This is a genomic window from Streptomyces sp. NPDC090025 (assembly GCF_044748125.1).
GTDB lineage: Bacteria > Actinomycetota > Actinomycetes > Streptomycetales > Streptomycetaceae > Streptomyces.
This window is the reverse complement of sequence record NZ_JBIVFL010000001.1, coordinates 162250-188822: the sequence shown is the minus strand read 5'-3', so window position 1 is coordinate 188822 and position 26573 is coordinate 162250. Positions and strand designations below refer to the sequence as shown.

At 73.4% G+C, this 26573-nt stretch carries 30 protein-coding genes; 8 read left to right on the top strand and 22 right to left on the bottom strand.

What is annotated here, in order from left to right; all coding sequences use genetic code 11:
* The 6 genes from ACIPXM_RS00915 to ACIPXM_RS00890 all read right to left on the bottom strand — a co-directional run bounded on the left by ACIPXM_RS00915 (nt 1) and on the right by ACIPXM_RS00890 (nt 3543).
* The gene (locus ACIPXM_RS00915; protein WP_401650284.1) at nt 1–1185 is read right to left on the bottom strand and encodes a methyltransferase domain-containing protein; all 1185 of its coding nucleotides are present in this window, start codon (nt 1183–1185) and stop codon (nt 1–3) included.
* Between the two features lie 206 nt (nt 1186–1391).
* On the bottom strand, nt 1392–1622 hold the full coding sequence (locus ACIPXM_RS00910) for a hypothetical protein (RefSeq protein WP_401650282.1): 231 nt from the start codon (nt 1620–1622) through the stop codon (nt 1392–1394).
* The gene (locus tag ACIPXM_RS00905; protein WP_401650279.1) at nt 1619–1774 is read right to left on the bottom strand and encodes a hypothetical protein; all 156 of its coding nucleotides are present in this window, start codon (nt 1772–1774) and stop codon (nt 1619–1621) included. The genes ACIPXM_RS00910 and ACIPXM_RS00905 overlap by 4 nt, the downstream gene beginning before the upstream one ends.
* A 143-nt stretch (nt 1775–1917) precedes the next feature.
* Complete coding sequence (locus ACIPXM_RS00900; RefSeq protein WP_401650277.1) at nt 1918–2766, bottom strand: helix-turn-helix domain-containing protein; 849 nt, start codon at nt 2764–2766, stop codon at nt 1918–1920.
* Between the two features lie 14 nt (nt 2767–2780).
* Entirely contained in the window at nt 2781–3308 is a 528-nt protein-coding gene (locus ACIPXM_RS00895) for a DUF6879 family protein (protein WP_401650274.1), read from the bottom strand.
* Entirely contained in the window at nt 3277–3543 is a 267-nt protein-coding gene (locus tag ACIPXM_RS00890; protein WP_401650272.1) for a hypothetical protein, read from the bottom strand. Before ACIPXM_RS00890 ends, ACIPXM_RS00895 begins: the two co-directional genes overlap by 32 nt.
* A gap of 299 nt (nt 3544–3842) precedes the next feature.
* Between ACIPXM_RS00890 and ACIPXM_RS00885 the strand changes: the two genes are divergently transcribed.
* Complete coding sequence (locus tag ACIPXM_RS00885; protein ID WP_401652415.1) at nt 3843–5072, top strand: Cmx/CmrA family chloramphenicol efflux MFS transporter; 1230 nt, start codon at nt 3843–3845, stop codon at nt 5070–5072.
* Between the two features lie 70 nt (nt 5073–5142).
* Complete coding sequence (locus ACIPXM_RS00880; protein ID WP_401650269.1) at nt 5143–6162, top strand: hypothetical protein; 1020 nt, start codon at nt 5143–5145, stop codon at nt 6160–6162.
* A 69-nt stretch (nt 6163–6231) separates the two neighbouring features.
* Here ACIPXM_RS00880 and ACIPXM_RS00875 read toward each other — a convergent pair whose 3' ends face one another.
* On the bottom strand, nt 6232–6942 hold the full coding sequence (locus ACIPXM_RS00875; protein WP_401650266.1) for a BTAD domain-containing putative transcriptional regulator: 711 nt from the start codon (nt 6940–6942) through the stop codon (nt 6232–6234).
* 339 nt (nt 6943–7281) lie between these two features.
* Between ACIPXM_RS00875 and ACIPXM_RS00870 the strand changes: the two genes are divergently transcribed.
* From ACIPXM_RS00870 to ACIPXM_RS00845, 6 genes are all read left to right on the top strand, one after another.
* On the top strand, nt 7282–9669 hold the full coding sequence (locus ACIPXM_RS00870; protein WP_401650263.1) for a S8 family serine peptidase: 2388 nt from the start codon (nt 7282–7284) through the stop codon (nt 9667–9669).
* Between the two features lie 74 nt (nt 9670–9743).
* Entirely contained in the window at nt 9744–9935 is a 192-nt protein-coding gene (locus tag ACIPXM_RS00865) for a hypothetical protein (RefSeq protein WP_401650260.1), read from the top strand.
* Between the two features lie 57 nt (nt 9936–9992).
* The gene (locus tag ACIPXM_RS00860) at nt 9993–10199 is read left to right on the top strand and encodes a hypothetical protein (RefSeq protein WP_401650257.1); all 207 of its coding nucleotides are present in this window, start codon (nt 9993–9995) and stop codon (nt 10197–10199) included.
* A 69-nt stretch (nt 10200–10268) separates the two neighbouring features.
* Entirely contained in the window at nt 10269–10475 is a 207-nt protein-coding gene (locus tag ACIPXM_RS00855) for a hypothetical protein (protein ID WP_401650254.1), read from the top strand.
* Nucleotides 10476–10610: 135 nt separating this feature from the next.
* Nucleotides 10611–10844 (top strand): hypothetical protein, encoded by a 234-nt coding sequence (locus ACIPXM_RS00850; protein WP_401650251.1) that lies wholly within the window; start codon nt 10611–10613, stop codon nt 10842–10844.
* Nucleotides 10845–11009: 165 nt separating this feature from the next.
* Nucleotides 11010–12347, top strand: coding sequence for a hemopexin repeat-containing protein (locus tag ACIPXM_RS00845; protein WP_401650248.1), 1338 nt, complete (start codon nt 11010–11012; stop codon nt 12345–12347).
* A gap of 39 nt (nt 12348–12386) precedes the next feature.
* On the opposite strand, the gene ACIPXM_RS00840 is transcribed toward ACIPXM_RS00845, so the two are convergent.
* The 15 genes from ACIPXM_RS00840 to ACIPXM_RS00770 form a co-directional block, all read right to left on the bottom strand.
* The gene (locus ACIPXM_RS00840) at nt 12387–12656 is read right to left on the bottom strand and encodes a DUF4031 domain-containing protein (RefSeq protein WP_401650245.1); all 270 of its coding nucleotides are present in this window, start codon (nt 12654–12656) and stop codon (nt 12387–12389) included.
* A gap of 28 nt (nt 12657–12684) precedes the next feature.
* A complete protein-coding gene (locus tag ACIPXM_RS00835; RefSeq protein ID WP_401650242.1) occupies nt 12685–13041 on the bottom strand; it encodes a hypothetical protein in 357 nt (118 codons plus the stop codon).
* A 77-nt stretch (nt 13042–13118) separates the two neighbouring features.
* Nucleotides 13119–13976, bottom strand: coding sequence for an alpha/beta fold hydrolase (locus ACIPXM_RS00830; protein ID WP_401650239.1), 858 nt, complete (start codon nt 13974–13976; stop codon nt 13119–13121).
* A 64-nt stretch (nt 13977–14040) separates the two neighbouring features.
* Nucleotides 14041–14268 carry an acyl carrier protein gene (locus ACIPXM_RS00825; protein WP_401650236.1) on the bottom strand — a complete coding sequence of 76 codons (228 nt, stop codon included), beginning with the start codon at nt 14266–14268 and terminating at the stop codon, nt 14041–14043.
* A gap of 38 nt (nt 14269–14306) precedes the next feature.
* Nucleotides 14307–15941, bottom strand: coding sequence for an amino acid adenylation domain-containing protein (locus ACIPXM_RS00820; protein ID WP_401650233.1), 1635 nt, complete (start codon nt 15939–15941; stop codon nt 14307–14309).
* Nucleotides 15938–17350 carry an ATP-grasp domain-containing protein gene (locus tag ACIPXM_RS00815; protein ID WP_401650231.1) on the bottom strand — a complete coding sequence of 471 codons (1413 nt, stop codon included), beginning with the start codon at nt 17348–17350 and terminating at the stop codon, nt 15938–15940. Before ACIPXM_RS00815 ends, ACIPXM_RS00820 begins: the two co-directional genes overlap by 4 nt.
* Nucleotides 17347–18690, bottom strand: a complete 1344-nt coding sequence (locus tag ACIPXM_RS00810; RefSeq protein ID WP_401650228.1) for an MFS transporter — start codon at nt 18688–18690, stop codon at nt 17347–17349. Before ACIPXM_RS00810 ends, ACIPXM_RS00815 begins: the two co-directional genes overlap by 4 nt.
* Nucleotides 18687–19151, bottom strand: a complete 465-nt coding sequence (locus tag ACIPXM_RS00805) for a hypothetical protein (protein ID WP_401650225.1) — start codon at nt 19149–19151, stop codon at nt 18687–18689. The genes ACIPXM_RS00810 and ACIPXM_RS00805 overlap by 4 nt, the downstream gene beginning before the upstream one ends.
* A gap of 4 nt (nt 19152–19155) precedes the next feature.
* Entirely contained in the window at nt 19156–20181 is a 1026-nt protein-coding gene (locus ACIPXM_RS00800; protein WP_401650222.1) for a hypothetical protein, read from the bottom strand.
* 173 nt (nt 20182–20354) lie between these two features.
* Nucleotides 20355–21527, bottom strand: coding sequence for an aspartate kinase (locus tag ACIPXM_RS00795; RefSeq protein ID WP_401650220.1), 1173 nt, complete (start codon nt 21525–21527; stop codon nt 20355–20357).
* Entirely contained in the window at nt 21524–22549 is a 1026-nt protein-coding gene (locus tag ACIPXM_RS00790) for an aspartate-semialdehyde dehydrogenase (RefSeq protein WP_401650217.1), read from the bottom strand. Before ACIPXM_RS00790 ends, ACIPXM_RS00795 begins: the two co-directional genes overlap by 4 nt.
* Nucleotides 22546–23613, bottom strand: coding sequence for a DMT family transporter (locus tag ACIPXM_RS00785; protein ID WP_401650214.1), 1068 nt, complete (start codon nt 23611–23613; stop codon nt 22546–22548). The genes ACIPXM_RS00790 and ACIPXM_RS00785 overlap by 4 nt, the downstream gene beginning before the upstream one ends.
* A gap of 99 nt (nt 23614–23712) precedes the next feature.
* The gene (locus ACIPXM_RS00780; RefSeq protein ID WP_401650211.1) at nt 23713–24639 is read right to left on the bottom strand and encodes an amino acid ABC transporter substrate-binding protein; all 927 of its coding nucleotides are present in this window, start codon (nt 24637–24639) and stop codon (nt 23713–23715) included.
* Complete coding sequence (locus ACIPXM_RS00775; RefSeq protein WP_401650210.1) at nt 24636–26051, bottom strand: methylaspartate mutase; 1416 nt, start codon at nt 26049–26051, stop codon at nt 24636–24638. Before ACIPXM_RS00775 ends, ACIPXM_RS00780 begins: the two co-directional genes overlap by 4 nt.
* On the bottom strand, nt 26048–26467 hold the full coding sequence (locus ACIPXM_RS00770; RefSeq protein WP_401650208.1) for a cobalamin B12-binding domain-containing protein: 420 nt from the start codon (nt 26465–26467) through the stop codon (nt 26048–26050). Before ACIPXM_RS00770 ends, ACIPXM_RS00775 begins: the two co-directional genes overlap by 4 nt.
* Between the last annotated feature and the right edge of the window lie 106 nt (nt 26468–26573).

Here is a 26573-nt window from a genome sequence, read left to right as displayed (position 1 = left end):
TCAGCCGCCTCCGGGCGAAAGAGGCCGCCCGGGGTCGTCCAGCCACACGGACTCCCCCTGGGCGGCGACGGTCAGCCCGAACCGCCCGGGGCCGGGACGGTCGTTCCTCAGCCACCAGGCGTACGCCGCCGCCACCTCGTCCCAGAGCCGACGCGGTCCGTGCTGCCACACGGTGAACCGGTCGTCCGCCTTCCCGTCCCAGTCCACGGCGGCCCATGACGTGGCGTCCGTCGTGGCGATCCACAGCCGGGACGCGACCCCTGCCACGTCGGGGTCGTCGTGCCACGTGCACCACACGTCACGGAGCCGCAGCCCCAGGGCGAACCGCGCGGCGGGATCGTCACCGGCCACCCGCCACGGCGGAAGGCCGGTGGCCGACTCGTCGGGCCGGTGGTCGTCGCGGACCACGTCACGGAAGATCCGCAGGTCCGTGCGCTGATTGCGCATCAGCATGAACGCGGAGTGCGGCGAGAACCGCCCCGCCGCCGTTCCGTTGCCGTCCACGACCATCCGCAGCAGCCCGTAACAGAACCATGGGCTCTCCCACGGCGTGAGGATGACGCCTCCGGGCTTCACCTGATCGACCCAGGGACGCGGGACGGACCGCACGGAACACGTCGCCACGAGCCGGTCGTACGGCGCGCTGTCCACGTACCCCTCGGCGCCGTCCCCGGTGATCACCGCAGCACGCACGCCCCTGTTACGGAGTCGTTCCCCGGCTCCGCACGCCAGGGCCGCGTCGACCTCCACGGTCGTCACCCGGTCCGGCCCGACGACGTGCGCCAGCAGACCCGCGTTCCAGCCGGTGCCCGTGCCGATCTCCAGGACCTGGTGTCCTTCACGTACATCGAGCATGTGCAGCATCCGGAACACGATGGACGGGGCGGACGCCGAGGACGACGGCCACCGCTCGCCGTCGCCCGGTTCGACGCCGTCGTTGATCTGTGTCACCACGGGGTCGTCCGCGTAGACCGATCGCAGCCACGTGTCCGGAGCTTCGCCACGGTCGCACGGCTCCAGCCCATCACCGAGATAGACCCGGTCGGGAACGAACGCGGAGCGCGGCACCACCCACGCGGCGCGCTCCCACTCGGGCGCCAACGGCGCCCCCAACTCGTCGCTCACCATGCCGAGCAGAGCGCGCAGGGCGTTCCGCTCGGCCGCGGCGGGATCCGATGTCGTCACGCGCGCTAGGGCCTGTCTGACAATTCGCGTCGGATCAGGCCGGGTCGTTCGGTGCGTGCGATCGGCGTGCGGCCGGGGCGCCCTTGTAGCGGAGCTACTTGGGCGTTTCGGCCGTGCGGCGAGCGTGCGTGCCGGGCGGGCCGGACCCGACGGGAATTGTCAGACAGGCCCTAGTCCTTCTTGTGCTTCGGCGGATCCTTCGGCACTCACGACACGAGCTGGATGTTGTCGACGGCCGTGGTCCACTCCACGCCGGAGGCCGGTCGGATGTACGCGACCCGTACGGTCCGGCCGGCGGCTTCCTCGTGGACGACCGCGGTGAGTTCGCCCTCGCCCCGACTGGCGATGTCCCGCACGGTGCGGTGCAGCCACGGGTGGTCGTCCTCGTGGAAGCAGGAGCCGACGCCGGTGCCGGAACCGGCACCGAGACCGTTCACCGGGCGCGCTCCTCGCCGCTGCGGTCCTCCTGACCGCAGCGGGCGAGGAACCTCGCGAACCCGGAAGCGGCGCGGGCGGCGAGTTCGGGGCTGGGCAGTCCGTGGAGTGCGAGTTCCTGGCACGGGCGGGCGGGAGGACTGGGCTCGATCATTGCCATCTCCTGAATGAAGGCGGGACGCATGCGTCCGGCTTCTCGGCGGAGCTGCCGTGAGGACCAGCCTCCCTGGCAGCACTCCACACGCTAAGGAGACGGGTGATTCGCCCTCAACGAGGTTGCGGACTATTGCGGGGGAATCATCCGAGGGAGTCGATGGCCGACTCGATGAGCGAGCGGGCACGGGCCCCGTGGACAGCCATCGCGGAGAGGGCGCGGAACGCCTTGGCGTAGTCGGCGAGTTCACGAGGCTGGACGATGTTGACCTCTGCGGTCAGGGTCTCGACGATCGTGCGCGTGTCGTCGTGCAGGTAGAACGCTTCCAGAGGCCACATGGTCCGGGTGGCGGCCAGGGGAATGACTCCGAGGGAGACGGCGGGCAGCGCCATGACGGCGAGAAGGTGCCGGAGTTGGTCACCCATGGTCTCCCGGTCCCCGATACGGAAGCGGAGCACGCTCTCCTCCATGACCACAGCGAAGCGATGTCCGCCTTCATAGAGAAAACGGGACCGGGCGACGCGTGAGGCGACGGCTTCCGGGACATCGTTCGGCGTGCCCTGGAAGCTGGTGATCGACTCCATCAGCGCTGTTGCGTACGCCGGCGTCTGGAAGAATCCGGGCACGACGTTGGAGACGTAGACGCGGCACACGTCCGTCCGCTCGTACAGCGCGTAGAAGTCCTCCTGGGTCTTCCGCATGCCGTTGCGGTGTCGCCGTCGCCATTCGACGTACATCGAATCGACCGCGCGGGCCGTGGCAATCAGGTCCGGCACCTGATCATCAGCACCGCAGGCGGCGCACCATGCGCGGATGTCCGCGTCCGAGGGCTGCGCTTCGCCCTTCTGAAGCCGACTGGTCTTCGCGGGGTGCCAGCCGCATCGTGCCGAGAGCTCCTTTCCCGAAAGTCCGGAGTCGACGCGCAGATGGTTGAGACGCACGGCAAGCGCTTCACGCGCCGCCTGGGCACTGGAGGAAGGAGATACGGGCATGGACCTGACTCGGGTCAGACGGTGAAACGCTCGTGGGGGATGGCACGCTCCCAGACCGCGTGGAAGGCGTCGCGCACCATTTTGACCACTGCGGGATCTTCGTTGAAGTCGTGCCCCGCCCAGTCGCCGTCCCCGGTGAACCAGTGGAAGAGAACACGGCTGTCGTCGATCAGCCACAGATCGTTGCCCGGCAGTGCGAGATCCGAGGCGAGGCGCCGAGGCAGCCAACGGACCTGCTCACCGGCGCCGACGTTGAGCGAGGTGACCGCGTGCTCCCACCGGATGTAGTCGGTGACCGGCTCGGAGACGATCCGGGCCCGGCGGATCGCCACACCCCGGCTGACGCTCTCCCGCACGATTCCCAGCCATTCGGGCCACCACCGCGCCGTCGGGTCGAGGTCCACCGTGCCCGTCCGCTTGAACTGCGCGATCTCCTCGGCCTCGTCACCGACCGCATAGAGGTCCCGCATCTCCAGGTGCACGGCCGAGTGCTCCGCCGATCGCAGAAGTTCACCGAAGTCCGGCACGTCGGTCCGCGACATCGCACGCCTTCCTCAAGATCGGCACCATGCGGGCCGGAATGCGGATCACGGTCTCGTGCGGAGGGATCCCTCGCTCATGCCCGGCGACCCACTCCGTATCGCTGACGAGTGCCTCCAGCACTGCCTCGGCCTTGACGCCCTGGAGCACCAGATCAGCTGTTTCCTCGTCGACCCACACCGTCGGCGAGCCACCGCCGCCCGTGCTCGGATCGATCCCGATGAACTGTAGATCCACAACGCGCTCCCTGACCACATCGGTTGCGGGTTCTTGCGCGTGACGGTCTCGCCGGACGAAGCGATCGTCAAGGCGGACGACGTGACTGGCGTGAACAGGCCATGCTCGGCCGACGGACCCACCCCGCCCCCCTAAGTGACCGTTCCGTATCGCGAGACGATCGGGGGGTCAGGAATGACAGGGGTGAACGGCCGGTTGCCCCTGTTATGCCCTCGACAGACGCCGCAGCCGCCCCCTCCGACCCCGACCCCGACCCGTCGGATCCGACCGCAGCGGCGCCCGCCGCCCCGACCACCCGGATGCCGAAAGCCGTCTACATCCTCGGCCTCTCCGTCTTCGCGCTCGGGACCAGCGAGTTCATGCTGTCCGGGCTGCTGCCGCCGATCGCCGAGGACATGGGGGTGTCCATACCCCGGGCCGGGCTGCTCATCTCCGCCTTCGCCATCGGCATGGTCGTCGGCGCCCCGCTGCTCGCCGTCGCCACCCTGCGGCTGCCCCGCAAGACCACCCTGATCGCCCTCATCACCCTCTTCGGCCTCGGGCAGGTCGCGGGCGCGCTGGCCCCGAACTACGCGGTGCTGTTCGTGTCACGGGTGGTGAGCGCGCTCGCCTGTGCCGGGTTCTGGGCGGTCGGCGCGGGTGTCGCCATCGCCATGGTGCCGCGCGGCGCCCGGGCCCGGGCCATGGCCGTGATGATCGGCGGACTTTCCATCGCCAACGTGCTCGGCGTCCCCGCCGGCGCCTTCCTCGGCGAGCACCTCGGCTGGCGCTCCGCCTTCTGGGCCGTCGGCGCCGCCTCCGCGATCGCCCTGGTCGGCGTCGTCACCCGGATCCCGCGCATCCCGCTGCCCGACACCCGGCCGCGCCTCATGGACGAGCTGGTCATCTACCGCGACCGGCAGGTGCTGCTCTCCATCGTGATCACCGCGCTCGCCGCGGGCGGCGTCTTCTGCGCCTTCTCCTACCTCGCCCCGCTGCTCACCGACGTCTCCGGCCTCGCCGACGGCTGGGTCTCCGGCGTCCTCGCGCTCTTCGGCATCGGCGCCCTGATCGGTACGTACATCGGCGGCCGGGTCGCCGACGCCCACCTCTTCGGGGTGCTGCTCACCGGCATCACCGCCTCCACCGTCTTCCTCGTCGCGCTCGCCCTGCTCGCGAGCAGCCCGGTCGCCACCATCGTGCTGACCTTCCTGCTCGGCGTCTCCGCCTTCTACACCGCGCCCGCCCTCAACGCCCGGATGTTCAACGTCGCGGGCGCCGCCCCGACCCTCGCGGGCGCCACCACCACCGCCGCCTTCAACCTCGGCAACACCGGCGGCCCCTGGCTCGGCGGCGCCGTCATCGACGCCGGCCACGGCTTCGCCTCCCCGGCCTGGGCGGGCGCCGCCATGACCGTCGTCGGCCTGGCCGCCGTGATCATCTCGCTGCGCCTCGGCCGGACCCGTTCCCGGGTGGTGGCCCGCAGCACCGGAACCGAGGCGGCCACCACCACGGAGGCCGTGGCGGACCGCCGCGTATCGTCTCGCTGATCAGCTGATCAGCCGTCCGGTCGCCCGCGTCCCGGACGGGACCGACCACGACGAGAGCAGCGAGACCTCCGTGCGACTCACCACCCTCCGGACCGCCGTCGCGGCGGCCGGTGCCTTCCTCCTCGCCGGTGCGGCGGCCCTCGCCGCCGCACCGGCCGCGAGCGCCGCCCCGGCCACCGGCGCCTTCAGCTACGAGGTCACCCGCGGGGCCGGGGCCTACCTCGACGTGCCCGGCACCGAGATCACCTTCGACGCCGCCGCGGGCGAACGCTCCTACCTGTGGTCGCGCAACTTCGCCACCGGCCCCGTCGACGCCGTCGGCAAGGGCGACAACATCGGCAACACCTTCGCCATCCGCTGCGGTACGGCCACGGGCGCCGCGCTGCCCGCCGGTACCGAGGGCGGCGCCTACTGGGCGGCGAACCTGGTGCCGCCCGGCGAGACCTCGCTGACCGCCGCGCTGCGCTGGGTGTTCGTCGCGCCCGCCGACGGCTCGTACAGCTGCCGCCTGTCGATCGTGTCGTACTCCTCGATCATCGTGAACGGCCGCACCGTCACCATGCGGGTCCCCGCCGGTGCCGAACTCGCCCGCCAGACCGCCCCCGTGTACAACGACATGCCGCGCTGGACCCTGCCCCAGGGCAGCGGTGTCATCGTCGCCGCGGGCAGCACCGCCACCACCCTCGGCTACACGGTCACCCCGACCACCGGCAACCGCGTCTCGCTCTACCAGGACGCGGCCCTCTCCACCTGCATGGTCAACTCGGACATCTGCTCCGGCGGCACCTCCGCCCACCAGGGCACCGTCGTCGAGACCTGGGTCGAGGCCCAGCCGCGCACCGCCGACGGCACCCCCTGCGGCGCGCCGCTGACCGGCCCGGTCTCCCGCTGGAACATCACCGACGCCAAGCACCACCAGACCGCGGCGAACACCCTCACCCTCACCACCGCCCAGCTCGCCGGCTGCCCCCAGGTCCGCACCACGCTGAAGGTCCGCAACGTCAGCGGCAACCCGGTCCTGATCCACGACGGCCACACCTCGGGCACCATCGCCCGGACACACGGCGCCGCGATCACCTACACCGTCTGACGACGAGGCGGACGGGAAGGGCGGCAGGGCGCGACCCCGGCCCCGGCCCCGGCACCACGCCGAGCGGCCCTACGCCGAGATCGCGTCCTGCACCAGCCGCGTCATCAACGGCGACGGCTCCACCGCCAACTCCCGCCGCAGCAACCGCCGGTACTCCTGATAGCGCTTCACCGCACACGCCCGGTTGCCCTCCGCGAGATGGATCTCGACCAGGATCCGCTGCGCCGTCTCCCGGATCGGATCGATCTGCGTCGCGGTCAACGCCGTCTGGAACGCGTCCAGATACTCGCCCTCCCGGCGCAGCCGCTCCGCCAGCCCCTCCAGGGCGTGCAGCCGCAGCTGGTCCCAGCGCTCCCGCTCCAGGACCAGCCACTCGTCGGGCCAGCGCGGCAGCAGCTCGTCCCGCAGCCGCCCCACCAGCGCCTCGCGCTCCGCCGCCGGGGTGCCCTCGGTCACCGCACGCTGCGCCGTCACCCGTACGAGAGGCAGGTCGACGTCCACCACCGGCGCGAGCCGCAGCCGCTGGTCCACGCACTCGACCGCCGTCACGGGCCCGGCCCTGCGCCCGTGGCACAGCGCGGTCCTGAGGTTCGCGGACGCCCTGCGCGGTACGCAGTCGGGCCAGAGCAGCTCGGCTGCCGCACCCCGGTACACACCGGCCGTGTGCACGGCGAGCAGCGCCAACAGGCGCTGGGCCCCCGAGGGGAGGGGAATGCGGCATCCGGCGTACGAGAGCTCGAAGGCACCGAGCAGTTCGAGGTATACGCCGTTCGATGACACATCCCTCACTGTGCAACCGACCGCTGCATCACGCATCCGCGCCCCGCGCCCGCGCCACCCCCTGACTCCGGGCTTCCCGACCCGGCACCGACTTTTTTCCGGCCCTCCCCGCCCCCCGCCGACGCTCGTCCGGGCAGCCGTCTGACCGGCGCGCAGACGCTCCGGAAACGGTCACGGCGATGCGCCGGAAACGCTCCGGGGACGCCGTTTGGACAGTCCGGGTGACGGTCCGGGGCACACCCCGCGCACACCGGCCGCCGAGGCTCCTACCGACAGCACCTCCGCACCCACCCCCGCCGGGCGGTGCCCCGCGCACCCCGGTACGGAAGGCAGGCGGGCATGAGACCTCGGGAGATCCTCGGCGGACTCCGCACCGGGACGGCCGCGCCGTACGGCGACCCCCGGGTGTGCGTGGCGCTCCTCGACGGCCCCGTCGACCTGGCCCATCCCTGCTTCGCGGGCGCCGACCTCACCCGGCTGCCCACCGTGGTCGCGGAACCCGCGGGGCAGGGCCCGATGTCCCGGCACGGCACCCATGTCGCGAGCGTCCTGTTCGGCGTGCCGGACGGACCCGCCCCCGGGCTCGCCCCGTACTGCCGGGGACTGCTGCTGCCGGTCTTCCGCGACGACGGCGACGGCCGGGTGCCCCAGCTCGACCTGGCCCGCGCCATCGAGCAGGCGGTCGAGGCGGGCGCGCACATCATCAACATCAGCGGCGGCGAACGGGTCGCCGACGGACAGGCCGACCCCCTGCTCGACCGCGCCCTGCGGCTCTGCGAGGAGCACGGCGTGCTCCTCGTGGCCGCCGTCGGCAACGACGGCGCCGACACCCTCCAGGTGCCCGCCGCCCATCCCACCGTCCTGGCCGTCGGCGCCGCCGGGACCGACGGCAGACCGCTCGATCTCAGCAACTGGGGTGCCGCGTACCGCACCCACGGCATCCTCGCCCCCGGCCAGGACATCGAGGGCGCCGCCCCTGGCGGCGGCCTCGCCGCCCCGACCGGGAGCAGCTTCGCCACCCCGCTCGTGGCCGGTACGGCGGCACTGCTCGTCGCCGCGCAGCTGGCCGGCGGGGGCGCGGCGGACCCGAGAGGCGCCGGGCAGACCCTGCTCACGACGGCCTCCGCCCCTTCCGACTGTGCCGATCCGGAAGCCCCGGCCTGCCGCCGTGGGCTCGGCGGCAGCCTGGACGCCGTCCGGGCGCTCGCCCTCACCACCAGGAAAGAGGAGACAGCCGTGACCACTCCCGCAGCCGCTTCCGTTCCCGTGCCGCAGGAGGCCGCCCCGGCCGCGCCCGGCCCGCAGGCCGCCCAGCAGCCGCAGGCCGCCCCGCCGCCCCCGGCCCCCGCACCCCAGGCCGTCACGCCGCAGGGCTTCGCCCCCCAGGCCGTCGCCCCCCAGGCGGCCTTCCCCCAGGCCCCGGCACCGGTGCCGGCAGGCGTCGCCGCGGACGGCGGGGCACCCGCGCCGCCCCCGGTGGCCCAAGCCCCGGCACCGGCACCGGCCCAGCCCCCGGCCCCCGCCCCGGTCGCCGCCCAGACCCCGGTCCCGGCGCCGCCCCCGGCCGCCGCCGCCACGTACGCCCCCGCATACGCCCCCACGCACTCCGGCGTACGCCCCGCGTGCGGCTGCGGGGGCGGCGACCCGGCCGCGTGCACCTGCGGCGGGGGCGGCGGTCCGGCGGCCGGACCCCCGTTGATCTACGCCATCGGCACCATCGGCTTCGACTACCCGACCGAGGCCCGCCGGGACAGCTTCCGGCAGCAGATGCCGTACGTCACGGCCACGGTCGGCGACGAGGAGGTCGAGCAGGAACCCGACCCGTACAACGTCCACCAGCTGCACGACTACCTCGTCAGCACCCCGTGGGCCTGCTCCAAACTCACCTGGACCCTCGTGATGGACGGGGCCACCGTGTACGCCCTTGAGGCGGAGCCCGCCGTGGCGATGGACTGGAGCCAGCCCCTGGTGCTCCCGGAGGAGGCCCAGGAGACCCGCAAGCCGGTCCGGGACCTGGCGGTCGCCAAGAACCCGGACCTCGACCGGATCATCGAGATGTTGTCCAGTCCCCCGGTGTCGACCGTCTACCGGGTGTTCCGCGACGCCATCGCGGGCCAGGCCATCAACGTCGAGCGCCAGGAGGACAAGCGTGACGAGTACATCTCCCGGGTGTCGATCCCCGGCGTCCTCACCGGCCGCACCACCCGTCTCTACTCGGGCCAGATCGTGCCCGTGGTCGAGGTGAAGAGCCGCGGCTTGTACACCTGGCACGAGTCGCTGCTCGTCGACGCCGTCATCCAGCAGATCACCGACGAGGCCGCGAACGCCGCCACCGAGGTCCGCAACCTCGACGAACTGCGGCTCACCATCCGCGCGTTCCTCGACAAGATCTACTACCAGTTCCGCAACCTGGGACAGACCTCGGCCGACCGCGCGCTCAACTTCATGGGCACCAACACCTATTCGTTCAGCAACCTGCTCGCCCAGGGGCTGCTGTCCGCGAGCAAGGTGCCCGGATCGAGCAAGAACCTGTACGCGCTCGACACCATCACCGTCACCAAGAGCCCGTACTGCCGCGTCGGTTCGGACTGCCAGGACGTCACGGCGACCTTCTACGACCCCGAGGACGAACGCAGGTCCCGGCTCTCGTACCAGTTCACCATCGACGTCAGCGACGAACTCCCGGTCACCCTCGCGCCGTTCCACACCTTCCTCGGTTCCTACTGAGGATCGTGGATCGCCGGTCACGGATCCGATCACGGATCACCGATCGCGAACGCGCGTCACGAGAGGAGAACCCCATGAACACCCGGCGCAACCCGCCCCCCGGCCGCCCCGGCGCACCACCCCTGCTCGCCCACCCCGTCTCCCGCGACGTGTACGAGGCCGGCGCGGCATCCCGTACCGGTGCGGGGGCCGCCAAGTCCCCCTGCGCCACCCTGACCGGCCCGGCCAGGCAGATGTGCTACGGCAGTTACGGCGTGGCCACCTGACCGATCCTGACCGAGTCGTCCTGAAGGACACCGTGGAACCGTGGAAAGGACAGCGTGATGTTCGACGAGACCCTCACCACCCACGACACCGGCGGCGGCACGCCGCGCCGGTCCCCCGCCGGACAGCTCCGGCTGCAGCTCCCCCAGCAGTCCGCCCCGGTCGAGCGCGGCAAGCACCCCGAGGGTCACGCCTCGGGCGGCGCCGAGGCCAACGGTCTGTTCAGCATCCTGGGCGACGTCCTCGGCAACGTCCTGCCGTTCTGACCCGGCGGGCCACGAGAGCGCCGGAGACGACGCCCATCAGGACAGAGCCAAGGGAAAGGAGAACACCCCATGTTCGACGAGACCCACGACACGACGAACGCCGAGACCGGCGGCTCCCGCCGGTCGGCGGCGGGACAGCTCCGCACGCAGCTGCCCCAGCAGTCCGCGCCCGTGCGGCGCGGCAAGCACCCCGAGGGCTACCTCTCGGGGGGCGGTGAGGCCAGCAGCTGGCTGGGCAGCATCGGCCAGAGCATCGACGACCTGTTCCCGTTCTGAGTGACCTGGTCACCTGGTCACCTGGTCACCTGGTCGCCAGGTCACCTGGCCACCTGTCCCGGTCGTCACCGCGCACCCGCCCGGTGACGACCGGGCACACCACTCTCCGTACGAGGAAGTGCCAGAGGAAGTGCCATGCGACGCGAACTGCCGATACAGGCACCGTCGGTGGACCGGCGGGAGCACTACCTGCCGTTCCGCATCATCGTGACCGCCCATCCCCCGGGCCTTCCCGAGTTCCTGGTGCAACAGCCACCCAAGGGGCCCTTCGGGCCGCTGCCCGCCGACCCCGCACCCCTCGTGCACGGGTACGGGCGGGGGTGGACGTGCGCACCGACCGGGGGCTGCCGGTGGACCGGCGTCCTGTGAGCCCGCTGAGTCCTCCGAGTCCTCCGGGTCCTACGAGTCCTACGAGAGCCCCGTGAGGGACGGGGAGGGGCCGGGCCGAGCAACCGGCGACCCGGCCCCACGGGAAACCCCACGGGAAACCCATGGGAATCCCCACAGGAACCCCACGGGAAAGGAGCCGAGACCATGGCCCTCCTCCGTACGGCCGTCTCCTGGCCGAACGACAAGACGTACCTCTTCCACGACGACGACACCTACTCCCGCTACGACTCGGTCAGCGGCCTGCCGGAGGCCACCGGGCAGCCGCTGTCGAACTGGCCCCGGCTGCCCCGCTCGCCGGACGCCTTCGTGTGGTGGGGCGCCGACAAGGCGTACGCGTTCACCGGCGCCACCTACCTCCGCTACAACGAGCCCACCGTGGTCACGGCCGCCAACCCGGACGGCGTCGAACAGGCTTATCTGGACACGCCGTTCACGATCGCGGGCAACTGGGCCGGACTGCCCGACGGCTCGGCCGGCGGACCGGACTGGCGGACCGGCTTCGACGCGGCGGTGAACTGGGGCAACGGCAAGCTGTACCTCTTCAAGGGCGGCTCGTATCTGCGCTACGACCTCACCGCCGACCGGGCCGACCCCGACTATCCGCGGCCGATCGCGGGCAACTGGGCCGGGGTGTTCCCCTCGGGCATCGACGCCGTGACGTACGCGGGCGGCCGGTACGCCTACTTCTTCAGCGGCGGGCAGTACCGCCGCTTCGACGTGGACGCCGACGCCGTGGACGCGAGCGGCCCGCTCGACGCCTCCTTCCGCTTCGCGCCCACCCCCTCGGGCGCCGTCACCGCCGCGCGACTGCTCACCCTGCCGCAGGCCAACGGACTGATGGCCGACCTGATCCGGCGCGGGGTGCTGACCCTGAAGAGCCCGGCGTTCGTGGACGGCCCGGCCGGGATCGTGTCGCCCAAGCCCGACCAGCGGGTGGTGGTGAGCCCGCCGTCCTTCGGCGCCGTCCGCTACACCAACCAGATCGCCCCGGCCTCGACCGTCATCGACAACCTCGACCAGCGGATGCTGATCGTCCTGCACCGGCTGACCCGGTGGATCAACGCCTCGAAGCCGGACGTCGCCGAACTCCTCCACCTCGGCATCGGCCACGGCGGCGGCGACCCCAAGGACTGCCACAACCAGGGCCGGGCGATCGACCTGTCCGGCATCAGCGGTACGGTCGACGGGACGGCGTTCGCCCGGTCCGTGCAGCAGCACTGGGGCGACCTGCCGCGCCCGGCCGGGGTGAAGGTGCGGATCTCCGCGTCGGCCGACGCGCTGGGCTACGGCCTGTTCACGACGGTCTTCCGGTTCGGCACCTACGAGTGCGAGGCGACCGCGATCGGCCCGCAGAACCGGTGGCCGATGCCCGAGCTGGGCGGCGGCGGCTTCGTGATCTACCCGGACCACAAGGACCCGGCCCTGGCGGCGGCCCACCAGAACCACTTCCACCTGCAGGTCGGCGTGACCAGGCTGCCGTGAGGTACGGAGAGCTGCCGTGAGCCGCTTCGGAGGCGCTGGTTAATCCGCGGGGCGGCCCTTCGGGCGGCGCAGGCCCGCCTCCGTCAGGCGCAGCAGCAGTTCCTTGGAACCGACCTCCACCGCGCCCGCCGCGACGGCGGAGTCGTACCGGTCGGAGGGGATGTCGTAGTGGTCGCGCTCGAAGGCGCGCGGCGGGCAGCCGATCGTGGCGGCGAAGGCGTGCAGCTCCTCGAAGGAGACGTCGCTGACCAGGTGCGACCACATCCGGCCGTGGCCCGGCCAGGTGGGCGGGTCGATGTAGAGGGTCACCGGCGGACCCCCGTCGCCCCGGGGCCGGTCACCGCAGGCCGCCGACCGGAGCGACCACCACGCCCTGCTTGCCGCAGACCCAGTGCGGGTCCGGGCCCATCTCCGGCTCGACGTCGAGGGCGTGCGGGTCGCCGGAGGAGCAGACGGGGCAGATCGGCCAGCGGCCGTACCGTTCGAGGAGCGCGTCCTGGACGTCCTGGGCGACGAGGCCCGCGACGAACGCCCGGCCCTCCGGCCACTGCTCGACCCACCAGCGGCGGTGCGCCACCGCCTCCTCCACCATCGACACCACCTCGGCCATGGCCACCTCGCGGGCCGCCAGGTCGGCGAGGATCAGGGCACGGGCGGCGTGGAGTGACTGTTCCACGGGGTCGATGTCGTCCATGTTCACATTGTCGCCCCTGCGCCGCCGGACGCCAGCGCCCGCCCGGGACGGCCACCCGCTCCCGCGCCCCGTACCCCTCAGGCCGCTGCCGCCGACAGCCAGCGCGTCACGATCTCCGCGACCTCCGCCGCGTGCGCCTCGCTCATCAGCTTGAAATGATCGGCGTCGATGGTGTCGACGACCGTGCCCTCGGCCGCCGTCGCCTTCCAGCGGTCGACGTCGTGCCGGGCCGAACCGTCGGCGGTCAGCAGGATGTGCAGCGGGACCGGCAGCTCGGCCGGCTCGTGGCCCGCGACCGCGTCCTGGTTGATGTCGTACAGGTCGACCATCCGCTCCAGGCGCGCCCGGTCGAAGCCCTGCGGCAGCGAACCGCTCGCCTGGGCGTGGGCGAGGAAGCGGTCGCACTGCTCGTCCCAGGTCAGCCCCTCGGCGGCGTGGTACTGCTCGGGCAGGGCGAGGGCGATCGAGCACAGGGTCAGCGTCGCCTCCCGGGGCCTGCGCACGGCGGGCGCCGGGAACAGCGTGTCCAGCAGGCCGACCAGCTCGACCCGCGCGCCCTGCGCGAGCAGGATCCGGGCGACCTCGTGGGCGATGATCCCGCCCATCGAGTAGCCGAGCAGCTTGTACGGGCCGACCGGGTCGGCCGCGCGCAGGTCGGCGGCGTAGCGGGCGGCCATCTCGGCGAGCGTCGTGTCGGGGGCGACCGTGTGGTCCATGCCGTGCGCCTGGAAGCCGTACACGTCGTGCTCGCCGGAGATCCGCCGGGCGACCGGCATGAAGAACAGGCAGCCGCCGCCCGCGCCGTGCGCGCAGAACACCGAACCGCGGACCTCCTCGGCGCGCGAGCGGCGCAGCAGCAGCGCGCTCCCGGTGGTCGCGGCGGCGGTACGGGCGGGGGTGGAGGTGGTGGGGGCCGGAGCGGCGGAGGTGGTCATGGTGGGTCTCCAGACGGGAGCGGCAGCGAGAGCGGTACGGGGTCGGGTACGGGAGCGGTACGGGTCAGGCGGCGGCGAGGTGGCGGGCGAGGCCCTCGGGGGTGCCGTCGCTGAGCAGGACGGCCAGCGGGACCGGCACGCCGCTGCGGTCCTCCAGGAGGAAGGTGAGGCTGACGGCGGACAGGCTGGTGCCGCCGTCGTCGAAGAAGTCGGCGTCGGGCGCGGACGGCGCCTCGCCGAGGACCTCCTCCCACAACTCGTTGACCAGATCGAGGAGTTCGGGCTTGGACATGAAGTGCTCCAGTACGAGAAGGGAGGGAGGACGGGTGGTCAGGCGAGCGGGGCGGGGTCGGCGGACCGGTCGAGCTTTCCGCTCGGGGTCAGCGGCAGCGCGGCCGCCGCCTTGAAGCGCTGCGGCACCATGTGCGCGGGCAGCGCACCCCGGCAGTGGGCGCGGAGTTCGGCCGTGACCGGCGGCGCCGCCGGGTCGGCCGGGACGACGAACGCGGCGAGCACCGGTTCCCCGCCCGGCAGGGTGCGGACGGCGACCATGGCGTCGGCGGCCCCGGGCGCCCGGCGCAGCACGGCCTCGATCTCGCCGAGCTCGATGCGGAAGCCGCCCAGCTGGATCTGCGAGTCGATCCGCCCCAGGTACTCCAGCTCCCCGTCGCCCGGCCGCCGCCGCACCAGGTCGCCGGTGCGGTACCAGCGGGCGGGGGCGCCGTCGAGGGCGAGCCGGGGGAAGCGCTCCTCGGTCAGCTCGGGGCGGCCCGCGTAGCCGAGCGCCAGCGAGGGGCCCGCGAGGTGGAGCTGGCCCGGGGTGCCGTCGGCCACCGGCCGGTCGTGCTCGTCGAGAACGGCGGCCCGCAGGTGGGCGAGCGGCTGCCCGATACGGGTCGGGCCGGTGTCGGCGGCCACGTCCTCGGGCGTCAGCAGGGCGTAGGTGGCGTGCACCGTGATCTCGGTGATGCCGTACATGTCGACGAGCGCGCACCGCCCGGCCCCGCCCGCGGCGCCCGCCCCCACCCCGTACCCCGCCTCGAACCAGCGGCGCACCGACGGCCGGTCCAGCGCCTCGCCGCCGAAGATCACATAGCGCAGCGAGGGCAGGGTCCGCGGCTCCGTCTCCGAGGCCCGGTCCAGGGCGCGGACCAGGGACTTGAAGGCGCTCGGCACCTGGTTGAGGACGGTGACGCCCTCCCGTTCGACGAGTTCGGCGACCAGCCGGGGGTCGCGGGCGGTGTCCTTGCCGGTGACGACGAGCCGGCCGCCGTACAGCAGCGCGCCCCAGATCTCCCAGACGGAGAAGTCGAAGTTGTAGCTGTGCAGCAGCGTCCACACGTCGTCGGGGCCGAAGGAGAAGTGCTCATCGGTCGAGGCGAACAGCTTCAGGACGGCCTTCTCGGAGACGGCGACGCCCTTGGGGCGGCCGGTGGAGCCCGAGGTGTAGATCAGGTACGCGGGGGTGTCCGGCAGCGGCGGCACGGCCGCCGGGAGCGGCCCGGCCCCGCCCTCGGCCCCGGCCCGCGCACCGGTGACGTCGACGCGGTACGGGGCGGTCGCCCCCGCCCCGTACGGCCAGGCGGCCCCGGGGTCCACGCAGACGGCCTTCAGACCGCTGTCCTCGGCCATGAACTCCAGCCGGTCGGCCGGGTATTCGGGGTCGAGCGGCACATAGGTGCACCCGTGCTGGAGCACAGCGACGATGGCGGCGACCACCCGCCACGAGCGGGCGAGCCCGACCCCGATCCGGCGGCCCGCACCGATGCCGTACGCGTCGAAGGACGCCCGGATCGTGGCCGCCGCGCGCATCAACTCGTCGTAGGTGACGCGCTGTTCACCGTCGACGAGGGCGACGGCCGTCGGGTTCGCGGCGGCGTGCGCGGCGAGCGCACCGCACAGCGAGCGCGCGGGCGCGGGCGCGGGCCCGGCCACGCCGGGAGCGGAGGTCAAGGTCTCGGTCATCGCTGTGCCGCCTGTCCGGTGGGAGGGGTGGAGAAGAGCTGGTCGGGGTCGGGGTCGGGGGCCAGGTCCAGGTCGAGGTCCAGGTCGAGGTCCAGGTCGAGGTCGAGGACCAGGGCCCGGTCGATCGCCGCGACCGTCCCGGCGAGGGCCCGGTGGTCGGCGGCCGTGCCGTAGACCATCCCCAGGTGGCTGAGGGTCCCGGTGCGCCAGTCGAGGCGGGCGCCGCGCCGGACGGTCGGGGTGAAGACGTCGACGCCGGGCAGCCGCCGCACCTCACGGGCGCCACCCAGGGCCCGTACGGTGCCGTCGGCGCGGGGAGCGGGCGGCAGGTACTCGTACCCGATCCGGTCGGGGAACGGCCGCCCTTCGGCCGACCGGCGCACCTCGTCCCGGGTGCGGCCGAGCGCGGCGAGCAGGGCGGTGCGCAGCAGGTCGGGGCCGCCGACGGAGCGGACGGTCCGCGCGGTGCCGCCGCCGACGCGGCCGTTGACCTCGATGAGGCGGGGCCCGGCGGCGGTCAGCTTGAGCTCGGTGTGGCTCACGCCGTACGTGACGCCCAGCGCGTCGAGCGCGGCGACGGCGGCCTGTTCGGCGGCCCGCAGCGCGGCGGGGCCGAGCGTGGCGGGGTAGAAGGTGCCGGTCTCCCGGAAGGGCGGGGCCAGCGGGAACTTGCCGCTCACCGCGAGGACATGGTGTCCGCGCCGGGTGGAGAGGGTCTCGACGGAGACGTAGTCGCCCCAGCCCTCGCCCGCCACCGCCGGATCACCGATCAGCCGCTCCTCAAGAACGAACTCGCCCTCCAGGCCCGCCAGTTCGGCTCGCAGGGCGGCGAGGTCCGCGACCTCGGCGGTGTCCCGGCTGCCGGAGCCGGAGAGCGGCTTGAGGACGGCGGGGAAGCCGACCGCGCGGGCGGCGGCCAGTACGTCGGCCGGTGCGTCGGCCGGTGCGTCGGCCCGGCCGACGATCCGCGCGTGGCGGGGCGCGCCGGGCGTACCCGAACAGAGCTCCCGCTGCGCGGACTTGTCGGTGAGGGCGCGGGCGGTGTCCGGCCGGTGGTAGTCGAGGCCCGCCACGGCGGCGACCTCGGCCGTCCACCGGATCCGGCCCTCGCTGAAGGTGGTGACGCCTCGCGCACCGGCGGCCCGCAGCGCCCCGGCGACCTCCTCGGGCGTGCGCCCGGTGACGTCCAGGACGTCACCGCTGCGCTCCAGGAAGGCCAGCACCTCGGCGGTGTGGGGGTCGGTCCTGTCGCACAGCCACACCACCCGGCACAGGCCGTCCGCCGCCGCGCCGACCGCGAGCGGCCCCGCCGCACCGAGGCCGTACGCGACGGCGACCAGCGGCAGCACGTCCTGGCCCTCGGGCCCGGGCGTCGGGCTCGCCGCGCCCGCCATGCTCGTCGTGCTCATCGGGCCGCCTCCGCCCCGACCGGCGCGGCGCCCGCGTCCGTACCCGCGCCCGCGTCCGTACCCGCGCCCGCGTCCGTACCCGCGTCGCCGCTCGCCCCCGCGTTTCGGTGGCGGCTCACCGCGAAGCGGGCGCCCAGGCCCGAGGCGGCGAGGAGGACTCCGACGGCCAGCCAGCCGACCGGGCCCGAGGGCAGCACGAGGGCGGTGAGCAGGGCGGGGCCCGCCAGGCGTTCCGCGTTGACGCCCAGGTCGAAGACCGACAGGTACTTGCCCCGGTCCACCTCGGGCGCCAGCTCGTACGCCACCGACCACGCGCCCGCCGACTGCCACAGTTCGGCGCCGGTGACGAACAGCATCGCGAGGACGGTGAGGGCGAGCACGCTCCAGCGGGCTCCGGCCGCGTCCGCGAGGGCCATCGCCCCGCATCCGGCGGCCAGCGCCCACCCGGCCCTGGTCAGGGCGCGCGAGGCGCCGTCGAGGCTGGTCGCCCCGCGCGCCGCCCGCACTTGGAGGGTGACGGCAAGCACGGTGTTGACGGCGGCGAGCGCGGCGACGGTCGGCCCCGGCAGCCCGCTGCGGGTCGCGACCCAGACCGGGATCGCGATGCCGACCAGGGTCTGGTGCAGGCTGAGCGCCCCGTTCGCCGCGGTGAGCAGCAGGTACGGGCGGTCCTTGGCGGCCGTCCGCCACCCCTCGGCCCAGCCGGCCCCCCGCCCGCGCTCCCCGGCGGCGACCGGCGCGACCGACGGCACGAGCGCGATCAGCGCCGTCGCGAGCAGGAAGGTCGCCGAGTCGACGAGCACGACCGTACGGAAGGTCCCGGCGTCCGGCCGCAGCAGCGCGAGGCCCGCGAGCAGCGCGCCCACGGTGAACCCGGCGTTGAACGCGACCCGCAGCCGGGCCATGGTCACCACCCGCCGCTCGGCCGGGACGAGGCCGCCGACGAGGATCTGGAAGGTGGTGCCGTTGGCCCGGTCGGCGACCAGGACCAGGGAGAGCACCAGCGTGTAGCCGAGGAAGCCGTCCACGAGCAGGAAGCCGAGGATGGCCGCGGCCCGCCACAGGTCGAAGCAGATCCGCAGGGTGCGGGCCGGGATCCGGTCGGCGAGACCGGCGAGCGGGGTGCCGAGGAGGAGCGCGGCCACGCCCGCGATCGACAGGCCGAGGCCGACCTCGGTGGCGGTCAGGCCCAGGTGGCGGGTGTAGAAGACGGCGGCGGAGGAGAGGAAGAGCCCGCTGCCCGCGGAGTCGGCGAAGGTCGCCGCGGCGAGCAGCGCGACCGGCCTGCGGCGGAGCGGGGCGGCCATGGGGGCCGTGGGGGCCGTGGGGCGCTCTGTCATGTGCGGGGTCCTTCCTTGTCGTCGCCGTGTGTGGAGTGGTGCGTGTCGTGGTGCGTGGCGGGGTGGGCCCGGGCCCTCGCGGAGCCCCCGCTCCCGCTCCCGCCCCCGCCCCGCGTCGCGAAGCGCCACAGCGTGATCCGGGCCCACCAGTCGAGGCGCTCGGTGCACGGGCCGCTCGCCCGCTCCGCCGGGAGGTCGGCCAGCAGGGCCGGGTCGAGCGCGGTGGCGTCGAAGACCTCGTCCGCCTCCCGCAGGACCCGGTCGGCGAGGCCCTCGCGGCCGACGCCGCCGAGGTACTGCGCGAGTCCGGCGAAGGCCGGCCCGCCGGGCCCGGCGACCACCGGGATGTTCTCGAACTCCGCCACGAAACGCAGGAGTTCGCACCGCGCACCCGGTCCGGCATAGAGCACCGGCCGGTGCGCCCGCACCATCCGGCGGGCAGTGGTCGCCGCGATCCCCATGGCGTCAGCCGTTGACGAGGTGCTGGGTGCCGGGTACGAGATGCGCGCGGTGCGGCTCGATCGAGTCGACGTTGACCGTCTTGATGATCCAGCGGGTGCGCAGGGCCTCCGGGTCGCCCACGGACACCACCTCCTTGGCGTGCACGGTGTGGTTGTTGTAGGTGATGACGAAGTCGCCCGGCTCGATGAACACCCGCCGCTTGAGGGCGTGCAGCACCTCGTTGACCTTGGGTACGAGGGCCTTGGCCCGGTCCGTGACGCCGACCGTGCGGTTCTCGAAGTAGCGCAGGTCGTCCTCGCCGCCGATCACCGGGTGCAGGTCGGCGTCGCCGAGCTCCAGGGAGCCGCCCATCACGGTCAGGTCGTCGAAGGGCGTGTAGAACTCGCGGCTGCGCAGGACCTCCATCTCGGCCTCGTCGAAGGCGGCGAGGACGTCGATGTTGCGGACGAAGGAGGTGTACACCTCGTTCGCCGGGTTGGAGCGCATCCCGACCATGTAGACCTGGTCGGGCCGGACGAAGTGGTTGGCCAGGTCCTTGTGGAAGTAGATCCGGTGCAGGGCCTTCTGCGACTGGCTCTCCCGCATGGCCCGCTTGGGGTAGATGTCCTGGTAGACGTCGCCGTCGTTGACGTTGACGTAGCCGATGCCGGGGGTCCCGGCGAGCTGCGCGAACAGGGCGAGGAAGCTCTCGGCGACGAAGGTCTTCTTCAGCTCGTACTTCGACCTGACGGGCTCGTCGTAGTCGAAGACGGGGACGTCACGGTCGTACGGCACGTTCTTGAGGACGACCGCGGGGCCCTCGGCCCGGTCGCGGTCGGCCAGCGTGGCGACGTAGTCGACGAAGCGCCGCGGTACGGCGCCGCCGGCGATGACGGCGTCGATCTGGAACAGATGCGCCTCGTAGAGGCGGTACGGGTTGGCGGTCACCGCGCCGAGCGCCGCTTCGAGGGCGGTACGCTCCTCGTCGGTGAACGTGAACTCCGGGGTGATCTCCCACTCGGTGCCGATGGCTACGGGTGCGGTGGTCACAGGGGACTCCTCTTCGAAGGTCGGGTCTTTCCTGGTGCGTGCGTGAACCGTCGCGATGAAGGCGGACGGCCGGGTGCCACCGGCTGTCCGCCCGCCGCGCCGGCCGGAGCGAGGCGTGTGCGGGGCGTGCACGGGGTGCCTGCGGGCCCGTGGGCCCGTGGGCCCGTGCGGGGTCAGGCCGCCTGGAGCGCGCCGCAGACGTCGCGGTGCAGGTCGCGGCCGAGTGCCAGCGCCGCGTCCTGGTCGGCCGCCACGTACAGGGCGGTACGGGACCCGGTCACGGCGGCGAGCAGCCGCTCGCCGGTGATCTCGCCCCCGAGCCCGGCCTCGTCGAGGCAGCGGCGTACGTCGAAGAAGCCACCGCTGACCGCCAGCAGGTGACGCCCGTCGGACTCGGCGGCGGCCGGGCGGTGCGCGGGGGCGCCCGCGGCCTCGACGGCGGTGTGGGCGGCGTCCGCCTCACCTGCGGTGCCGAAGGCGACCACGACGGACCGGGCGTCGAGCAGGACGGCGTCCACGCCGCGCCCCGAGCCCGTCGCGTCGATCACCGAACCGGCCGCGAAGTCACCGGAGTTGAGGCGGCACACGATCCGCACCCCGCCGCGCTCGGCGGCGCGCACGGCCTCCGGGTGGAGCACCTTGGCGCCGTGCCGGGCGAGCAGCACCACGTCGTCGTAGGACAGGGCGGCGATGCGGCGCGCGTCGGGCACGAGCCGGGGGTCGGCGTCGTACACGCCGTCGACGTCGGAGTAGATCTCGCAGGTGTCGAGGCCGAGTCCGGCGGCGAGCGCGGTGGCGCTGAGGTCGGAGCTGTTCTTGCCGAGCCAGGCGGGGCTGCCGCCGCCGTCGGACGCCTGCCCGCCGGGCATGACCACGACGGACGCCCGCCGCCAGGCCGCCTCGAACGGCGCCGGGTCGAAGCCGGTGAGCCGCGCGGCCCGGTCCCGGGTGCCGTCGGAGCGCAGGCCGGTGTGCTGACCGTGCAGCAGCTCGGTGGCGACGCCCCGCTGTTCGAGGGCGACGCGCAGCAGTCCGGCGCCGATGGTGTCGGCCAGCGGGAGCACGCCGTGCAGGGCGGCGACGGACGGCCGCTCGTCGATGCCGAGGGCGAGGCCCCGCAGCTGCTCGGTGGCACCGGGCATGCCGCTGACGACGGCCACGATCCGCTCACCGGCGGCGACCCGCGCGGCGAGGTGGGCGGCGACCCGGCGGTAGTGCTCGGGCGAGGCGAAGCTCGATCCGCCGAACTTCACGACGGAGGTACGGGTACGCGTAGGGGTACGGGCGTCGGCTCCGGCGCCGGTACGGGCACGGGTGTCGCGGTCGCTGTCGCTGTGGAGGCTCATGCGATGCCCTCCGCAACCGCGCGCTCGGCGATCTGGATCGCGTTCAGCGCGGCGCCGATCCGCAGGTTGTCCGCGACCAGCCACAGCAGGGCGCGGTGCGGCCGCTCGGGGTCGGTGCGGACCCGGCCCACGTGGACCAGGTCGGGGCGGTCGGTGACGGTACGGGGCGTGGGCAGGCCCTCGGTCCAGACGGTCACCTCGTCCTGCGCGTCGAGCAGCCGGGTCAGGCCCGCCGGGTCGACGGGCCGCTCGCACTCGACGACCGCGGTCTCGCTGTGGCCGTTCTCGACGGGGACCCGGACGCAGGTGGCGACCAGGTCGAGCTCCGGCAGGCCGAGGATGCGGCGGGACTCCTGGCGCATCTTGTGCTCTTCGAGGGTGAAGCCGTCGTCCTGGAGCTTGTCGATGGCGGGCACCACGTTGAAGGCGAGCGCCTCGGGGAACCGGTCGGCCGTGGCCGCCGCGCCGCCGAGGATGCTGCGCGCTCCCTCGTAGAGCTCGTCGATGCCGCTCTGGCCGCCGCCGGACGCCGCCTGGTAGGTGGAGACGACGACCGAGCGCAGCCCGTACGCCTCGTCCATCGGGCGGAGCAGGCGGACCAGCGGGATGGTCGAGCAGTTCGGGTTGGCGACGATGCCGGACACCGGGCGCTCGGCGAGCAGGTCGCCGTTGACCTGCGGGACGACGAGCGGCGAGGCCGGGTCCATCCGGAACGCGTTGGTGTTGTCGATGACCAGGGCGCCCTCGCCCGCGGCCTTCGGCGCCCACTCGGCGCTGACCGGCGTACCGGCGGAGAAGAAGGCGATGTCGACGGTGGAGAAGTCGGCGTGGCGCAGGTCCTCGACGACGATGTCCTGGCCGAGGGCGTGCACGGTGCGGCCGGCGGAGCGCTCGGAGGCGATGAGCCGTACCGACTCGTACGCGAAGCCGCGCTCCTCGATCAGGCCGAGCAGGGTCCGGCCGACGGCGCCGGTGCCGCCGACGACGGCGATGCGGGGTGGACGGGGGCGGGGGCGGGTCACGCGTGACTCCTCTGAGGTGCGGGAACGGTTTCGGGGCGTTCGGAGAACGCGGGGGCGGGGGACGCGGGGGCGGGGGCTTCCACGGCCGGGACCGGCTCGGGCACGGCCGGGGCCGGCTCGGGCACGGCCCGGACCGGGTCGGGCACGGCCCGGGCGGCGGGGCCGCGGCGCAGCTTCCAGCCGAAGGTCACGGCGAGGCTCGCGGCGACGATCATGAGGATGCCGAGGCCCTGCACCGGGGAGACCCGGTGGCCGTAGACGAAGAAGTCGACGACGATCGCGACGGCCGGGTTGAGGAAGGAGACGACCGCGATGACCGCGTGGGTCGCCCTGGGCACCGCCCCGTACAGCAGGATGTAGAGCAGGGCCGTGTGGAACAGGCCGACCGGCACCAGCCAGGCCCAGCCGGAGGTGCCGGCGTCGGCGAGGCCGCCGAAGTCGACGAACGGCACGAGCAGCGGCAGGCCGAGCAGGAACTGCAGCAGCGCGGTCAGTTCGGGCTTGACCCCGCGGACCTGCTTGGCGGTGATGGTGGCGATGCCGTACAGGACGGCGGCGGACGCCGCGCAGCCGATGCCGAGCAGGTAGTTGCGGCCGAGGCCCTCCTCGGAGGCGGCGCGCCACAGTTCGGTGATGCAGAGCAGCCCGGCGAAGGCGATCAGGATCCAGCCGAGGGTCGAACCGGTCAGCTTCTCCTTGAAGAGCACCGCGCCCATGATCACGACGAAGAACGGCTGGGTGTGGTAGACGACGGTGGCCAGCGTGATGCTGGTGAGCTGGAACGCGGAGAACAGGAACACCCAGTTGCCTACCAGGCAGGCGCCGCCGCCGAGGATCAGCAGCAGGTTGCGCCGGTCGAGCCCGGTGTTCCGGAAGAGACCGCGCGCGAGACCGAGCGTGCCGAGCGCGGCGGCCCCGAGCAGGCAGCGGACGAAGACCACGTTGAACGCGCTCTGGCCGCTCTCCAGGACGAAGACGCCGATGGTGCCCCAGCCCGCCATCGCGATGATCAGCCGGATCAACGCGGAGCGGGAGGTGGCCGGTTGCTGGGTGCTCGGGGTCATCGGGGCGCCTTCGTGTCGGGGGATGTCGGGGCCGGGGCCGGGGCCGGGGCCGGGGCCGGGGCCGGGGCCGGGGCCGGGGCCGGGGCCGGGGCCGGTGGGTCAGGCCAGCGGCGGGGCGTACATCAGGCCGCCGCGGGTCCACAGGTCGTTGCGGCCGCGCGGGATGGCCAGGCCGGAGCTCTCGCCGAGGCTGCGGTCGTAGATCGCGCCGTAGTCGCCGACCTGGCCGAGCGCGTCGGAGATCCAGGTCGCGGGCAGTCCGGCGGTGGCGGCGAGCCGCTCCTGCGCGGCGATCAGGCCCTCGTGACCGTCGGCCTCGGCGGCGATCAGCGCGAAGAGGATCCAGCGGGTGGCGCGCAGCCACACCGGGTCGTCGTCGCGGACGGCCGGGCCCATCGGCTCGTTGGAGATCAGCTCCGGCAGCACGACGTGCTCCGCCGGGTCGTCGAAGCGGGTCCGCTCGCCGAACAGGACGATCGCGTCGCACACATAGCCGTCGACGGTGCCGTCGGCGTACGCCTGGAGCGCCTCGGCGGGGGTCGGGTAGCCGATCGCCTCCACCGACAGGCCCTTCGGCGCGTACCAGGCGTCGAGGCTGGCGGCGCTGCTGGTCCCGGCGAGGACGGCGACCTTGCGGCCGGCCAGGTCCTCGGCGCGGGTGATCCCGCTGGACCGGCGGACCATGAACGCGCCGCCGTCGTAGCAGGTGGTCGGCAGGAACACCGCGCCGCCGTCGCACTCACGGCTGAGCGTCCAGGTGGTGTTGCAGGACAGGAAGTCGATCCGGCCCTCGGCGAGGGCGTCCATCCGCTGCTGCGGGGCGAGTTCGACGTACTCGACGGCGTCGGCGTCGCCGAGGACGGCGGCGGCGACCGCGCGGGCGGTGTCCACGTCGAGACCGCGGCGCACGCCCTCGTCATCGGTCCACGACAGGCCGCGGATGCCGGTGGAGACCCCGGCGACGAGCTTGCCGCGCTCGCGGATCGCCCGCAGGGTCGGGCTGTTCGGGACGGTGTGGGTGCTCATGCGGTGACAAGTGCCTTTCGTACGGGGTCGGTCGGGGCGGCGTCGTAACGGCGCTGGTTGTGGGAGAGCATCCGCAGCAGCTGCGCCGAGCCGCCCGCGTCGGCGTCCTGCGCGCCGGGCGGCTGCGGCAGCGGCAGATGGCCGGTGCGCGCCCAGGCGAGGCGGCCCTCGGGGCTGATGGTGGTGCGGGTGAGGCCCGCGTTGTCCGGGTGGAGGCAGTAGGGGACGTCGAGCAGCCCGGTGCGGAAGGCCCGCACGAGCGCCCGGCCGATGTCGCCGTCGAGCGAGCGGACGGCGTCGATCAGCAGCCGCGCCTCCGTGTACGTCTCGCTGTCGAGGTCGTACGGGACCGGGGCGGGGGCCGGGACCGGGTAGAGGTCCGAAGGGCCGGTCCGCGCCGCCGTCGCCGCCGCGTGTCCGGCGGCCAGTTCCAGGGCGGCCACGTTCTCCGCGACGGTCGGGATGCGGTGCGCCTCGACCGCCGTCTTCACGATCAGCCGCTCGGCCCCGGACCGTACCGCCAGCTCCACGCTGTCGCGGGAGATCGCGGCGGCGCCCTCGGCGGTCGCCGGGAACAGGCCCATGAAGGTGTAGACGACGACATGGGTGTCCATGCCGGTGAGCAGTTCGGCGGCGAGCCTGCGCAGCGCGAGGATCGCCTCCCGGTCCTGGCCCGGATGGATCTGCTGGGCGTAGCTCAGCGACATGCTGCGGATGCCGTACTGCCGGAAGAACAGCCCTTCCAGGATGTTCAGCGCGACCAGCAGCGACGGCGGGCAGAGCTGGCCGAGCATGCAGCCGGCGAAGCTCTCCAGGTGTCCCGGGCGGCCGTCGCCCGGCCCCCGGGCGAGCAGTTCGCAGCACTCGGCCCAGGCGTCGACGGCGGCGGCCAGCGGCACCCGGCTGTAGGGCAGGCAGTACGAGACGGGGCCGCCCTCGGTGGCGTCGAGCCCGGCGTCGAGCAGCGCCTCGAAGATCTTCAGCGGCTCGGCCGAACCATGCCTGACCTGCACCGGGATCCGCCCGGCGACGGCCGTGTCGATCATGGCGCGGGTGTCGCCGGGGCCGTGCACGACGATCGGGAAGCCGTTGAGGTCGTGGCCGTCGCGCAGCGCGAGGTCGGCGGCGGTGTGGTCGCCGACCCGGGTGTAGCTGTCCAGGGTCAGCGTGCCGACGACGTCCGCCCGCGCCCCGGCGACGGCGCGCAGGCCCGCGCCCATGGCGTCGAGGGTGCCGAAGCCCATGCGCGGCTGGACCACGAGCCGTCCCTGCCCGGCGAGTTCGGCGACCCGGGCCGGGAAGGAGAGCGGAGTGCCGGACGGGGGCGCGGAGTTGGACGGGGGCACGGTGTTGGACGGGGACGGGGCGTCGGGCGGCCGCGGGACGTCGGACGAGGACGGGGCGCCGGTCACGCGACCAGCTCCGTGGTCGCCGCGAGCCGCTCCAGATAGGCCAGGAACTCCGGGATGGCGTCGTCGCCGGTGAACACCCCGGCGAAGCCCTCCGCCAACAGACCCGCCACGAAACGGGAGTTGTCCGCGCCGAGGGTGCCCAGCTTGCCGCCGATCACCACCGGCACCTCGCGCAGCTGCGGGAACTGCCGCAGCGCCCGGACGCACGCGCCGCCCTGCTGATGGCCGTGGCCGTTGACACTGCTGATCACGATCAGATCGGGGCGCTCGGTGAGCGCCGCCTCCACGAGCAGCTCCTTGGGCACGCAGGAGCCGAGATTCACGGCGTGGTGTCCGCGCTCCTCCAGGAGGAGTTGCAGATAGACAAGGTTCCAGGTGTGCGAGTCCGAGGACACGCTGGATATCAGGACTCTCATGATCGGTCGACGCTCTCGTCCGGGAGAAGGAGAAGAAAAGGAAGGAGAAGAAGAGGGAGAAGGCGGCACGGGCCGCGCGGGCGGCGGTGGGTGCCGAGGCTGCTGT

What these genes read in the sequence shown, in the direction of transcription:
- ACIPXM_RS00905 (WP_401650279.1), bottom strand. Translation starts at nt 1,774, where the DNA reads ATGATCGAGCCCAGTCCTCCCGCCCGCCCGTGCCAGGAACTCGCACTC.
- ACIPXM_RS00900 (WP_401650277.1), bottom strand. Translation starts at nt 2,766, where the DNA reads ATGCCCGTATCTCCTTCCTCCAGTGCCCAGGCGGCGCGTGAAGCGCTT.
- ACIPXM_RS00895 (WP_401650274.1), bottom strand. Translation starts at nt 3,308, where the DNA reads ATGTCGCGGACCGACGTGCCGGACTTCGGTGAACTTCTGCGATCGGCG.
- ACIPXM_RS00885 (WP_401652415.1), top strand. Translation starts at nt 3,843, where the DNA reads ATGCCGAAAGCCGTCTACATCCTCGGCCTCTCCGTCTTCGCGCTCGGG.
- ACIPXM_RS00870 (WP_401650263.1), top strand. Translation starts at nt 7,282, where the DNA reads ATGAGACCTCGGGAGATCCTCGGCGGACTCCGCACCGGGACGGCCGCG.
- ACIPXM_RS00865 (WP_401650260.1), top strand. Translation starts at nt 9,744, where the DNA reads ATGAACACCCGGCGCAACCCGCCCCCCGGCCGCCCCGGCGCACCACCC.
- ACIPXM_RS00860 (WP_401650257.1), top strand. Translation starts at nt 9,993, where the DNA reads ATGTTCGACGAGACCCTCACCACCCACGACACCGGCGGCGGCACGCCG.
- ACIPXM_RS00855 (WP_401650254.1), top strand. Translation starts at nt 10,269, where the DNA reads ATGTTCGACGAGACCCACGACACGACGAACGCCGAGACCGGCGGCTCC.
- ACIPXM_RS00850 (WP_401650251.1), top strand. Translation starts at nt 10,611, where the DNA reads ATGCGACGCGAACTGCCGATACAGGCACCGTCGGTGGACCGGCGGGAG.
- ACIPXM_RS00845 (WP_401650248.1), top strand. Translation starts at nt 11,010, where the DNA reads ATGGCCCTCCTCCGTACGGCCGTCTCCTGGCCGAACGACAAGACGTAC.
- ACIPXM_RS00835 (WP_401650242.1), bottom strand. Translation starts at nt 13,041, where the DNA reads ATGGACGACATCGACCCCGTGGAACAGTCACTCCACGCCGCCCGTGCC.
- ACIPXM_RS00830 (WP_401650239.1), bottom strand. Translation starts at nt 13,976, where the DNA reads ATGACCACCTCCGCCGCTCCGGCCCCCACCACCTCCACCCCCGCCCGT.
- ACIPXM_RS00825 (WP_401650236.1), bottom strand. Translation starts at nt 14,268, where the DNA reads ATGTCCAAGCCCGAACTCCTCGATCTGGTCAACGAGTTGTGGGAGGAG.
- ACIPXM_RS00820 (WP_401650233.1), bottom strand. Translation starts at nt 15,941, where the DNA reads ATGACCGAGACCTTGACCTCCGCTCCCGGCGTGGCCGGGCCCGCGCCC.
- ACIPXM_RS00815 (WP_401650231.1), bottom strand. Translation starts at nt 17,350, where the DNA reads ATGAGCACGACGAGCATGGCGGGCGCGGCGAGCCCGACGCCCGGGCCC.
- ACIPXM_RS00810 (WP_401650228.1), bottom strand. Translation starts at nt 18,690, where the DNA reads ATGACAGAGCGCCCCACGGCCCCCACGGCCCCCATGGCCGCCCCGCTC.
- ACIPXM_RS00805 (WP_401650225.1), bottom strand. Translation starts at nt 19,151, where the DNA reads ATGGGGATCGCGGCGACCACTGCCCGCCGGATGGTGCGGGCGCACCGG.
- ACIPXM_RS00795 (WP_401650220.1), bottom strand. Translation starts at nt 21,527, where the DNA reads ATGAGCCTCCACAGCGACAGCGACCGCGACACCCGTGCCCGTACCGGC.
- ACIPXM_RS00785 (WP_401650214.1), bottom strand. Translation starts at nt 23,613, where the DNA reads ATGACCCCGAGCACCCAGCAACCGGCCACCTCCCGCTCCGCGTTGATC.
- ACIPXM_RS00780 (WP_401650211.1), bottom strand. Translation starts at nt 24,639, where the DNA reads ATGAGCACCCACACCGTCCCGAACAGCCCGACCCTGCGGGCGATCCGC.
- ACIPXM_RS00770 (WP_401650208.1), bottom strand. Translation starts at nt 26,467, where the DNA reads ATGAGAGTCCTGATATCCAGCGTGTCCTCGGACTCGCACACCTGGAAC.